Annotated in this window: 9 protein-coding genes; 7 read left to right on the top strand and 2 right to left on the bottom strand. The window is 49.6% G+C overall.

Features of this window, described 5'->3' with window-relative positions; translation table 11 throughout:
• Window positions 1-67: 67 nt before the first annotated feature.
• The 5 genes from ilvC (at window position 68) to Q7T66_RS03340 (ending at window position 5,377) form a co-directional block, all read left to right on the top strand.
• Window positions 68-1,084 carry a ketol-acid reductoisomerase gene (ilvC, locus tag Q7T66_RS03360; RefSeq protein WP_304931884.1) on the top strand — a complete coding sequence of 339 codons (1,017 nt, stop codon included), beginning with the start codon at window positions 68-70 and terminating at the stop codon, window positions 1,082-1,084.
• Window positions 1,085-1,297: 213 nt separating this feature from the next.
• Window positions 1,298-2,044, top strand: a complete 747-nt coding sequence (locus Q7T66_RS03355) for an SIMPL domain-containing protein (RefSeq protein WP_304931883.1) — start codon at window positions 1,298-1,300, stop codon at window positions 2,042-2,044.
• Between the two features lie 331 nt (window positions 2,045-2,375).
• On the top strand, window positions 2,376-3,254 hold the full coding sequence (gene pssA, locus Q7T66_RS03350; protein ID WP_304931882.1) for a CDP-diacylglycerol--serine O-phosphatidyltransferase: 879 nt from the start codon (window positions 2,376-2,378) through the stop codon (window positions 3,252-3,254).
• A 107-nt stretch (window positions 3,255-3,361) separates the two neighbouring features.
• Window positions 3,362-4,909 (top strand): 2-isopropylmalate synthase, encoded by a 1,548-nt coding sequence (locus Q7T66_RS03345; protein ID WP_304931881.1) that lies wholly within the window; start codon window positions 3,362-3,364, stop codon window positions 4,907-4,909.
• Window positions 4,910-5,110: 201 nt separating this feature from the next.
• Window positions 5,111-5,377 carry a hypothetical protein gene (locus tag Q7T66_RS03340; RefSeq protein WP_304931880.1) on the top strand — a complete coding sequence of 89 codons (267 nt, stop codon included), beginning with the start codon at window positions 5,111-5,113 and terminating at the stop codon, window positions 5,375-5,377.
• 29 nt (window positions 5,378-5,406) lie between these two features.
• Here Q7T66_RS03340 and Q7T66_RS03335 read toward each other — a convergent pair whose 3' ends face one another.
• Window positions 5,407-7,554, bottom strand: a complete 2,148-nt coding sequence (locus tag Q7T66_RS03335; RefSeq protein ID WP_304931879.1) for a bifunctional diguanylate cyclase/phosphodiesterase — start codon at window positions 7,552-7,554, stop codon at window positions 5,407-5,409.
• Window positions 7,555-8,151: 597 nt separating this feature from the next.
• Here Q7T66_RS03335 and Q7T66_RS03330 point away from each other — a divergent pair.
• Window positions 8,152-8,604, top strand: a complete 453-nt coding sequence (locus Q7T66_RS03330) for a PA2169 family four-helix-bundle protein (protein ID WP_304931878.1) — start codon at window positions 8,152-8,154, stop codon at window positions 8,602-8,604.
• A 64-nt stretch (window positions 8,605-8,668) separates the two neighbouring features.
• The gene (locus tag Q7T66_RS03325; protein ID WP_304931877.1) at window positions 8,669-8,980 is read left to right on the top strand and encodes a YqjD family protein; all 312 of its coding nucleotides are present in this window, start codon (window positions 8,669-8,671) and stop codon (window positions 8,978-8,980) included.
• 112 nt (window positions 8,981-9,092) lie between these two features.
• Here Q7T66_RS03325 and Q7T66_RS03320 read toward each other — a convergent pair whose 3' ends face one another.
• Window positions 9,093-11,894, bottom strand: coding sequence for an EAL domain-containing protein (locus tag Q7T66_RS03320; protein ID WP_304931875.1), 2,802 nt, complete (start codon window positions 11,892-11,894; stop codon window positions 9,093-9,095).
• Between the last annotated feature and the right edge of the window lie 126 nt (window positions 11,895-12,020).

Here is a 12,020-nt window from a genome sequence, read left to right as displayed (position 1 = left end):
TTAAAAAATCAGTTAAAAATTAGCAGTTCATTTACACCAACAACAACCAACATCATTTAGGAACATCATGAAAGTTTTTTACGATAAAGATTGTGATCTGTCGCTGATCAAAGGTAAAAACGTTGCCATCATCGGTTACGGTTCGCAAGGTCACGCACACGCGCAAAACTTGAACGACTCCGGCTGCAAAGTAACGGTCGGTCTGCGCAAAGGTGGCGCTTCATGGGACAAAGTAGCGAAAGCCGGTCTGAACGTTGCTGAAGTCAACGACGCAGTTAAAGCAGCTGACGTCATCATGATCTTGCTGCCAGATGAAAACATCGCGCAGGTCTACAACGAAAACATCGCTCCACACGCAAAACAAGGCGCTGTCCTGGCATTCGCTCACGGCTTCAATGTGCATTACGGTCAAGTCGTGCCACGCGCCGATCTGGACGTCATCATGGTTGCGCCTAAAGCACCAGGCCACACAGTTCGCGGTACTTACGCACAAGGCGGCGGCGTTCCTCATTTGATCGCTGTGTACCAAGACAAATCTGGCGTCGCACGCGACATCGCTTTGTCGTACGCAATGGCTAACGGTGGCGGCCGTGCCGGCATCATCGAAACCAACTTCCGTGAAGAAACAGAAACAGATTTGTTCGGTGAACAAGCTGTTCTGTGCGGTGGTGCAGTTGAACTGATCAAAGCTGGTTTCGAAACATTGACCGAAGCTGGTTACGCTCCGGAAATGGCTTACTTCGAATGCTTGCACGAACTGAAATTGATCGTCGATCTGATCTATGAAGGCGGCATCGCCAACATGAACTACTCGATCTCGAACAATGCAGAATACGGCGAATACGTCACCGGCCCACGCATCGTGACCGAAGACACCAAAAACGCAATGCGCCAATGCTTGAAAGACATCCAAACCGGCGAATACGCGAAGAGCTTCATCCTTGAAAACAAGGCTGGTGCACCTACGCTGATCTCCCGTCGTCGTTTGAATTCAGAGCATGAGATCGAACAAGTCGGTGCAAAATTGCGCGCCATGATGCCTTGGATCGCTAAAAACAAACTGGTTGATCAATCGAAGAACTAAGATTGGGAATATCGAATACAGCCGTTTTACGAAAGTGAAATGGGTGTTTCAAAAAGCCGCACTGAGGTGCGGCTTTTTTCGTTTACATTTAGTTGCACTAAAATAATGAACGCCTTGCTCGATAGAAAGAACTAACCGTTAGTCCATGAGTCACAATAGGGCTAAGTTTTTTAATAATTTTTGGTGCTCTGCGCCTCTTTCTGGAGAATCACAATGTCACGAATTAAATCCGTCTTGCTGGCTTTGAGCTGTTTTGCTGTTAGCGCTGTTGCGGTTGCGCAAACGCCTGTACAAACCAGCGGCACACTGGTCATTGTTCCCGCATTCGGCGAAGTAAAAATGGCGAATGATGAAGCAACCCTGACCTTGATGATTGAAGAGCAGGATAAGGACAAAGCCGCCGCTGCATCGCGCGTGAATCAAAAGATGAAGCAGGGCATGGAGATTGTGCGCAAGGAAGATCCCAAGGCTGTGCTGACCACGCGCGGTTATTACACTTACGCGGTTTATCCGGAAGAGCAGCCTCGTGTAGCGACCAATAAAGTGCGTCAACCTACCGGCTGGCGCGTGGGTCAATATCTGGAAGTGAAAACCAGCAATCTGGCTGGCTTGCCTAAGTTGGTCGCTGCCACGCAACGTACATTGGCAGTCAACGGTTTGCAGTTTGGTCTGAGCGACACGACAGCCAAAAAAATGGATGCGCAACGCATAGACGCAACATATAACAACCTGACAGAGCGGATTGCATCAATCGCACGTGCGATGGGACGTAACCCTGCTGATGCTGTGCTGGATACAGTCGACTTTGAAGGTTCGGGCAACTACGCACAAGAAGCAGCTGCGCCAAAAATGATGCGTGCCTCGATGGCTGCTGATAATTCAGCAGTGGAAGAGCCAAGTTTCGAACCGGGCGAAACGACTTTGACCATGCGTGTTGTAGGCAAGGTTAAATTCCGCTGATTTTGAAATTTGGATTGAAGCCAAGCCGGCTTGAATACTGTTGCTGAACGCGGCAACTTAAGAGCGCTGCATTAAATCTGGTTTCATGATTCGTTTTAAGAATGTTGTATCTCAACCGCGGCTTCTGGCCGCGGTTTTCTTTTGCGCGCTGGTTTTGCACTTTTAGCCTTGCTCGCAGATATCGCTCGGTATTCGGCTCATTTTCGACTGATTTTTAGCATTTTGAGCACCGTGGCCATCACGATTCCCGGCAGCCGCTGCCATTGCCCGTCTGATACACTACGACTTCCTGATTTTCCATTAAATACCGGACCTAATACACGGGATACGCATGTCTAGTTTCAATCGCCGAAAAGCGAAAACCAGTACTTCAGCTTTTGCCAGAACACGTTCGCTGAGCAAGCCGGCTCGCGGTACGCAAACTTCGCGTCATGACGACGATGAGCTGGTCGTGTCTGCGCCCAAAGGACGTCATCGCGGTATTTATTTGTTGCCGAATGCATTTACTACGGCAGGTTTGTTTTGCGGCTTCTACGCCATCGTGATGGCGATGGGAGAAAAATTTGATCACGCAGCGATTGCGATTTTTGCTGCGATGTTACTCGATGCGATTGATGGTCGTGTGGCGCGCCTGACCAACACGCAAAGTGAATTCGGCGCACAGTATGACAGTCTGGCCGATATGGTTTCCTTCGGCGCTGCGCCGGCTTTGGTTGTCTACATTTGGGCGCTGCAGGATTTGGGCAAGCTCGGTTGGCTGGCGGCATTTGTGTATTGCGCTGGCGGTGCATTGCGCCTCGCGCGTTTCAATACCAATATCGGTGTCGTTGATAAGCGCTATTTCCAAGGCTTGCCTAGTCCTGCGGCGGCGGCTTTGGTCGCAGGTTTTATTTGGCTGATGCAAGATCTCGGCTATGACGGCAACGAATTGAGCTGGGCCGCTTGGGCAATTACTTTGTATGCTGGTTTGACGATGGTAACGAACGTACCGTTTTACAGCTTCAAGGACATCAACTATCGCAAGTCAGTGCCGTTTATCGCCGTCTTTCTGATTGTGCTGGCCTTGGTTGCGGTCGCTGGTGATCCGCCTAAAGTATTGTTTGGTTTGTTCGTGCTGTACGGTTTGTCAGGTTATGCAATTTACTTTTGGCGCCTCGCTAAAGGCAAGCCGGTCAGTATTGTGCAGACGGAAATTGATACGCACGATTGAGTTTTAAAGAAGATGCAGATGCGTGCTGACGTCTTATGGCAATACAACGTAGCATCTGCAAATTGAATTACCAAAATAAATATTGAGCCCAGACTCAGGAGTGCATCATGGCAGTCGATTCAAACAAACTGATTATTTTTGACACGACCTTGCGTGATGGCGAGCAGTCGCCCGGCGCGTCGATGACGAAAGACGAGAAAATTCGCATTGCCAGACAGCTAGAGCGTTTGAAGGTCGATATTATCGAAGCGGGTTTTGCAGCCGCGTCGCAAGGTGATTTTGAATCTATCCATGCGATCTCCGGCATCATCAAAGATGCGACAGTGTGCTCGCTCTCGCGAGCGAATGACAAAGACATCGCACGCGCGGCAGAGGCGTTGGCGCCGGCTGAAAGAAAGCGTATCCACACCTTCCTCGCAACCTCGCCTTTGCACATGGAAAAGAAACTGCGCATGACGCCGGACCAGGTGTTCGAGCAAGCCAAGATGGCGGTGCGCTATGCACGCAAGTTTACCGATGACGTGGAGTTCAGCCCTGAAGACGGCAGCCGCTCGGATATCGATTTTTTGTGTCGCGTGATTGAAGCCGTGATCAAGGAAGGTGCAACCACCATTAATTTTGCCGATACAGTCGGTTATGGCGTGCCTGAGTTGTACGGCAATATGTTGAAGACTTTACGCGAACGCATTCCTAATTCAGACAAGGCAGTCTGGTCTGTGCATTGCCACAACGATTTGGGTATGGCAGTTGCCAACTCGCTCGCTGGCGTGATGATAGGTGGCGCGCGTCAGGTTGAATGCACGATCAACGGTTTGGGTGAACGCGCCGGCAACACCGCGCTGGAAGAAATTGTGATGGCCGTGCGCACGCGCAAGGATCACTTCAATTTGGAAATTGGTATTGACGCGACACAGATCGTGCCGACTTCTAAACTAGTGTCGCAAATCACCGGCTTTGCGGTGCAGCCGAATAAATCGGTGGTCGGCGCGAATGCATTTGCGCATGCATCCGGTATTCATCAGGACGGCGTGTTGAAAGCGCGCGACACCTACGAAATCATGCGTGCCGAAGATGTGGGCTGGAGCGCCAACAAAATCGTGCTCGGCAAGCTCTCAGGCCGCAACGCTTTCAAGCAACGCCTGGAAGAATTAGGCATCACGATGGAATCGGCAGCCGATACCGATGCAGCATTCGTGCGCTTCAAGGAACTCGCTGATCGCAAGTCGGATATCTTCGATGAAGACATCATGGCGCTGGTATCGGATGAGCAGCAATCGCACGAGAAGGAATACTACAATTTTGTTTCGCTGACACAGCAATCATCCAGCGCAACCAAACCTGCGGCCAGCGTCGTATTTTCTATAGGTGGCAAGGAAGAAACCTGCAAAGGCGAAGGCAATGGTCCGGTCGATGCAATCGTGAATGCGATCGAATCGAAAGTGGCGAGCGGTGCTGAATTACTGCTGTTCTCAGTCAACGCGATTACTACCGGTACAGAATCGCAAGGCGAGGTCACAATGCGTTTATCGAAAGCCGGCCGTATCGTCAATGGCGTAGGCGCAGATCTGGATATAGTGATTGCTTCGGCCAAGGCGTACATCTCGGCACTAAATAAATTGCATTCAAAAATCGAGAAGTTGAACCCGCAGTTGTAGTGCTGCCGTTGTGAAGTATTTAAATCGTTTTAAAAGGCCTTGCCGAGATGCAAGGCCTTTTTGTTTGTGCTCACGGTTTAAAGCAGTTTAAAACTCGCTGGCTTACGTGCGCAAACGTACATATCAATTCAGGAAAAGAGATAAGGATCAATCATCTGTCGGGAATGGGAAGGCCGGTTCACACGGCGAAAGGGAGACAGCATGGATGCAAGAAAATCGCACTTCATGGGCCTTATTTGGGCCGGTATTGTCATTGTCTTTTTTACGGTCGCTGCCACTATCATTATTGTGACATGGTCACCAATATTGCCCGAAGCAATAGCCGTCGATATGCAGGGTGAGAACATAAAATCGATGGATAAGGCGGCGCAGGATTTTTTGCCGTATATCGCATTACATCAAACTGAATCCTGGCGTTACAGCGCAGCCTTGCAAGATCCGTTAATGATTGCGGCTTGTCCCAAGTGAGGAGCCCGCGGCTGCAAAGTTAATGGATGCTAAACCACGGTCGAGTCATCATTTGAAGGCGTAGTATTAGCTGCCAAAAACTTTGTTTTTTCAGCTACTAAAGCTGCAGCATGAATTGCATCCATAAACTGCTTCGCTGCCATCGGCTTGCCCATCAAATAACCTTGCATCGTGTCGCAGCCCAGCGTGGTCAAATACGCTTGCTGTTCTTTCGTTTCCACGCCTTCTGCAACGATACGCAAATTCAGCGAACGTCCTAATGCAATAATCGCAGCGACGATGGATGAGTCATCGCTTCCCTTTGCCAGATCACTGATGAATCCTCTATCAATTTTCAGCTCAGTTGCAGGCAGGCGTTTCAGATAAAGCAGGCTGGAATAACCAGTGCCAAAATCGTCGATAGAGATATCAATACCCAAACTGGCAAGCTTGTCGAGGATCTTCAAACTGGCTTCGACGTCATGCATTGCGGTCGATTCGGTGACTTCCAGCATCAGCGCAGATGCTGGCAATTTGTTTCGTGCGAGTGTCGCTTGTACCAGCTCAATCAACTGATCGTTGCTGAACTGAACCGCTGATAAATTGACTGCCACTTTCCAATGCGTGTTGCCTTCGTCATGCCATATCCGCATTTGACGGCAGGCTTCGTCCAATACCCATTCACCTATCGGCACAATCAAACCGGTCTTTTCAGCCAACGGAATAAACTCGTTGGGCGCCACCATCCCGCGTGTCGGATGTTGCCAGCGCAATAGCGCTTCTGCACCGATGACCATGCCGTCTGGCGTGTTGAATTTTGGTTGGTAGTGGAGTTGAAACTCTTTGCGTTCCAGTGCCAGTCGCAGATCCTGTATCACTTGCAATTGGTTGTGCGCATTGGTGTTCATCGACGTTTCAAAGAAATGGTAGCCGTTGCGTCCTGTGCTTTTAGTGTGATACATCGCCGCATCGGCGTTGACCAACAAGTCATGCGGAGTCTTGCCATCATCCGGATAAATGGTAATGCCGACACTCGCTGACACGCCCAAGGTATGGAGGCCGATATCAAACGGTTGATTGATGATGTTGCACAGCTTGTCTGCGACTGACGCTGCGTCTTCCGGCTCCACTACTTCGATCAGTAACACGAACTCATCGCCACCCAGACGCGCGGCCGTGTCTTGCGCTCTGATGCTGCCGCGTATCCGCTGCGCGACTTCAATCAGCAGCATGTCGCCAATATGATGGCCGAGGGAATCGTTGATTGCCTTGAAGCCGTCCAGATCAAGAAACATCACTGCAAAGCGGCTATGGGTACGCTCAGCCTTGTGCAAAATCTGATTCAAACGGTCTTCCAGCAAAGTCCGGTTTGGCAGTTTGGTCAAATTGTCTTGCAAAGCTCGTTGCGTTAATTCTTGATTGGCGACTGCTAGCGATTTGGCCAGCAAACTGGTTTGCGATTCGAGTCGCGCATCCAGTACGGAAGTGAGCAGTGCAATTGCCAGTACCGATAGCGTCACGATAATCACGACTAACGCCAGCCAGCCGGGAAGAATGCCTTCACTTGCCGCAGTACAAATACTGCCTACCGGGAAGTTGGCTGCTGCCATGCCGGTGTAATGCATGCCGATGATCGCCACGCCCATCACAACTGCTGCCAGTGCGCGCGCACGCTTCATGTGCGGTCTATTCTTGCGCAAGGTAAAGGCTATCCATAGCGCGGCGCCCGAGGCTGCAATTGCAATCAGTACAGATAGAAAGAACAGCAGTGGATCGTAGTCTATGCCGGGTGCCATGCGTAAAGCGGCCATGCCGGTGTAATGCATGGCTGCGATTGCCACACCCATCAGCAAAGCGCTCACGCTGAGTGCCCTTATAGGTAATGTAGGTTGGCTTATACGCCACAAAGCAAAACCCGATGCGACTACTGCAATCGCAAGTGATGCGATCGTCAGCGTTAAATCGTAACCGAGTGCGATCGGCAGGCGAAACGACAGCATGCCGATGAAATGCATGGACCAAATACCGACGCCCATGGCGAACGCACCACCGGCTAGCCACAATGCCGCGCCTTTTTGCTGCGTTGAATTAATACGCTCAGCCATATCCAGCGCTGTATAGGATGCCAGGATAGCAACCAGCAAAGATATAAGAACCAGCAGGCTATCGTAGTGTGTCGCGTAGTACGTCGTTAACATAATAGAAACTTCATTACTCAATATTGGACAAACAGAACGATACGAAAGTGCGGTTTGGTGTCGGGCAAGCTTGCGCCACCAGGGCATCGTCAGACGAACAGGGACTACGCAGAAAAACCAATGACCAGACTCTTCAGAACATTTGAGTTGGTAGTACGACAATTCACGTTATCAATTCGATGTCTGTAGACCTGATGACATGAACACAAAGGCGAATAGAAAATGTGTTTCACAGCGATGTATGATCTTCCATATTGTACCTTGCTAGCAGGCAAGTCGCCGTGTGCGACACAATGGTTAACATAAGTTTAGATTGTCGAATTCAATTGATTCCCTCTTGAAAGTAATAATAAAAATATATGCATTGCGCATTTATGTGCGATGTCGAACAGAGGCGTATGTGTGTTTGCTTCATAGTTGATTCCAATGTCGGCGCATCACTTGTCGACGACCTTCGCGATAGAGATTTGGTAATGGCATTGTGTTTTCTGCTGAAAATATTTGATGCTGATAACAGCGTCTTCGATTCAGCAACAAAGCTTTTTCCCTTCTCTATCAAACCCGCGTTACAAACGCGATATTTTGAAAGGAACTGCGATGAATAACGACGTTATTTCTACTCTCAACGACCTGATTGAAACTTGCAAAGACGGTGAAGAAGGCTTTAAAAGCTGCGCTGAAGATATCGTCGATCCGCAACTTAAACAAACCTTGCTGACCTATGCAGCAAGCTGTTCAACTTCAGCTCGTGAATTGTCAGCTCTGGTGATCGCACACGGTGGTGATCCAGAAACAAAAAGCAGTTTGGCTGGCACCTTGCATCGCCGCTGGATCGATATCAAGTCTGCGGTAATGGGCAAAGATGATGAAGCAGTGCTGAACGAATGCGAACGCGGTGAAGACGTCGCGAAGAAAAGCTATCGCAACGCGCTGGAAAAAGATCTGCCGCTCGATGTTAAAGCAGTTATCGAACGTCAATATCAAGGTGTCTTGCAAAATCACGATGCGATCAAAGTTCTGCGTGATCGCGCACGTGCCGCTGCATTGTAAAAAGTCGAATGCGTCTGTTTGGGCGCATTCTTTTTCTTCCACTTGATTTACCAAGGAGCTCAACATGGCTGAAGTAAAACTGGATGCTGTTACCGACGACTTGAAAACCTTGTCACGTGACGCAAAAAAAATGGCGCGTGAAGCGCATGACGATGCAGTGGAGAAAACTGGCGAGCTGAGCGCGAAGTGTGTGGAATTGTTTAATTCCGCTATCGCGACTGCGAAGGAAGTGCCGTCCGTTGCTGCTGCAAAAACCAAGGAAGTCGCAGCTTCGACTGATGACTACGTTCATCAAAATCCATGGAAGGCAGTAACACTGTCCGCTGGTGTTGGCTTGTTGTTGGGCGTTATCTTTTCGAAAAGAACGGTACGCTAAATTTGATGCCACTTGAAAGTGGCTTGTAAGAAAAAAGCCTGCGACACACATTGTGTCGCAGGCTTTTTTTCAATTGATTTCCAAAGTATTGGAATCTGATCCAAGCATCAATTTATTCAGTGGCTGGTGGATAAAATGGAACCTTCGGATTGATGATGCCGCCTTGCGCGTAGCCTATGCCTATGCTTTTCAGTTTGTCTAGCGTGATATCGTCTTCGACGTTTTGCGCGATGGTTTCAATTCCCATCACGCCGCTGATGTTTTGTATCGCTTCGATCTTGGCGCAATCTACAGGATCAGTCGCCATGCCCCTGACGTAGCTACCGTCAATTTTCAGGAAATCTACATGCAAATGTTTGAGGTAGGCAAACGAGGACATGCCGCTACCAAAATCATCGAGCGCGACTTTGCAGCCCAGTGGTTTGAGCTTGCCTATGAAGTTCAGGGCGCGGGTCAAATTGGTAATCGCAGTGGTTTCTGCAATCGCAAAGCAGATGGATTCGAAGGGCAGTGCGTAGTGAGTGAATTGTTCCTTGATAAAGTCGAGGAAGCTTTCATCATCAAGCGAACTGCCGGAAATTTTGACGAACATCAAATGCAGATTTTCACTAGGCGATTTCTTCAGTGCCGCAGCATGTTGTGCAAAGGCCGTACGTATTATCCAACGATCAATGGTCGGCATGAAGTGATAGCGTTCAGCCGCAGGCAGGAAAGCCGAGGTCGGAATCAACTTGCCGGATTCGTCCGCCATCACCAGGCTCAACTCGTCGAAGGAAAAGTTTTTCTTGTCCGGTTGGATGCTGACGATGCGCTGCGATAGCAAATGGAATCTATCGTTTTCAAATGCTTTTTGTATGCGTTCATTCCACTTGACTTCACCTTCGCGCGCAGCGAGTTGATGATCTTCCGGTCTGTAGATATGTACGCGGTTACGACCAGAATCTTTGGCGACATAGCATGCGGTATCAGCAGCGCTTAACAGATCGGGCAAAGACAGCACATTGGTGCTGAAATTAACCAAGCCTATGCTGACGCCAATCGGGAATATTTTGTCTTGCCAGACAAAATGAAAATCACAAATCGTTTGTCGTAATTTTTCCGCAATGCGGCTGGCTGATTCAGGCGAGCAATTTTCCAGGAATGCGCCAAACTCATCGCCGCCTAGACGCGCGAGCGTATCGCTGTCACGCACCAGGGGTTGCAGCAACGCAGTGATTTGCCGGAGCAGTTCATCACCGGCGCTGTGACCGCAAGTGTCATTGACAATCTTGAATTGATCCAGATCCATATACAACAGCGCATGCTGTTTGGATTGCCGTGCCAGCGTATCTATTGCCAGTTCCAGACGACGTTCGAATTCGCGGCGATTGAATAAACCGGTCAAAGGATCGTGTGCTGCCTGATGCGACAACTGGATAGCCAGTTTGCGTGAATCGCTAACATCGTGGAATACCAGCACCACGCCGATGATGCGACCTTCGCGATTGCGTATAGGCGCAGCGGAATCTTCTACCGCATATTCGGTGCCGTCGCGGCTCAGTAGCACGGTGTCCTTGATCAATTCGACATTGCTTTGTTGCGCGAGCACCAGTTCAACTGGATTAGGAACCGACTCTCGAGTAAAGCCATTGAGAATCTTGAAAACATCTGTCGATGGCAAACCTTGCGCTTCTATATTTTTCCAGCCGGTCAGTTTTTCTGCGACGCGGTTCATGTATTCAATATTGCCGCGATTGTCTGTTGTGATGACCGCGTCAGCAATCGACTCGAGCGTAACTTGTGCACGTTCTTTTTCAGCGAACAAAATTGCCTGCGATAGTTCGCGATCTGATTCGTGTTCCTGTAGCGAGCTCACCATACCGTCGAAGGCCCGCGCAAGTTGGCTGATTTCTTCCTTGCCGTATTTGATTCCAGTGCGCGCATCGAGATCGCCGGCTGCTACTTGGTCAGCCGTTCTTACCAGCGCCTTGACGCGCCGCAAAATGATGACGTCGCCTACAAACCAGACGGCTACCAACGCGAGTAAAGCAATGATTGCCAAGGTGCTCAGTTCCATCATTTGTAAATGATTGGCTGGCGCCACAATATCCTCGAGCGGGATGCCGATACTGACTTTGAAATTGGAGATGTTACTGGTGCCGACTGGCGCGAATGCATGCAGACGCGTGATGCCATCCGCATCTGTTAATTCGGAGGTGCCGAAGCCGACCTTGATCATGACGTCGAATAAGGATTGCGAGGTACGTGTGCCTATCCATTTATCCGGGTCTGGCCGTCTGGCAATGATGGTGCCGTTGCTGTCGGCGGTGATGAGGACCGCGCCGGCAGGGAGTGCAATATCGCTGACAAAGCGATCGAGGTAGTTCAAATCGAGGGCGGCAAAAATCACCGCTTGCACAATACCGTTATTGTCGAAGACCGGATAGGTCAGGTTGATCGCATGTTTGCGTAAGGCGTTACCAAATACATAATCGCCGGCGATAAAAGTCTGCTCGTGTAATGCTCGTTTGAAATGCGGTCGGTCTGCCACATTAAGCTTGCCATTCAAGGGCATTGCGCTGCAGTTGACGTCGCCGTTCAATTGAATCACGCCGAAATTGACGTAGCCTTCATTTCTTTTGAGGATTTTGGCAAGAAATTCGCTGCAGGTTTTTGTGTTGCCACGCAGTTCAGGCAGCGTCGAAAGCACGCTCAATAACTGTTTGGTGCCTTCGATGGAGCGGGCTTCGCTGGTCGCCGCTAATTGGGTCAGTTGTTGCAGATTGTCTTCGGCAATGCTGACGGCTTGTTGTCTTTCTTTCCACGCGCCGTACACGGTCAGAATCACAGGCGGCACAATCGCGAGCAACACTAATACAAGCAAGCGCACACGCAAGCTATCGAAATTGAAATATGAGCGCAGCGGTTTGTTCAATGCGTGGACTTTTAAAATGACCGTCGATTAAAAGCTGCGTTAAATATGGCGCGTAGCTTCGACTTTAATAATGACTGATTCTGATCGCATAAGTGTGCGATTTTTCCAGTCATTTCCCTGATTACT

The sequence above is a fragment of the Herminiimonas sp. genome (genome assembly GCF_030655415.1).
The sequence above is the reverse complement of the archived record's forward strand: the minus strand, read 5'-3'. Positions and strand labels throughout refer to the sequence as shown.

What these genes read in the sequence shown, in the direction of transcription:
- Q7T66_RS03325 (WP_304931877.1), top strand. Translation starts at nt 8,669, where the DNA reads ATGGCTGAAGTAAAACTGGATGCTGTTACCGACGACTTGAAAACCTTG.
- Q7T66_RS03355 (WP_304931883.1), top strand. Translation starts at nt 1,298, where the DNA reads ATGTCACGAATTAAATCCGTCTTGCTGGCTTTGAGCTGTTTTGCTGTT.
- Q7T66_RS03335 (WP_304931879.1), bottom strand. Translation starts at nt 7,554, where the DNA reads ATGTTAACGACGTACTACGCGACACACTACGATAGCCTGCTGGTTCTT.
- pssA (WP_304931882.1), top strand. Translation starts at nt 2,376, where the DNA reads ATGTCTAGTTTCAATCGCCGAAAAGCGAAAACCAGTACTTCAGCTTTT.
- Q7T66_RS03340 (WP_304931880.1), top strand. Translation starts at nt 5,111, where the DNA reads ATGGATGCAAGAAAATCGCACTTCATGGGCCTTATTTGGGCCGGTATT.
- ilvC (WP_304931884.1), top strand. Translation starts at nt 68, where the DNA reads ATGAAAGTTTTTTACGATAAAGATTGTGATCTGTCGCTGATCAAAGGT.
- Q7T66_RS03345 (WP_304931881.1), top strand. Translation starts at nt 3,362, where the DNA reads ATGGCAGTCGATTCAAACAAACTGATTATTTTTGACACGACCTTGCGT.
- Q7T66_RS03330 (WP_304931878.1), top strand. Translation starts at nt 8,152, where the DNA reads ATGAATAACGACGTTATTTCTACTCTCAACGACCTGATTGAAACTTGC.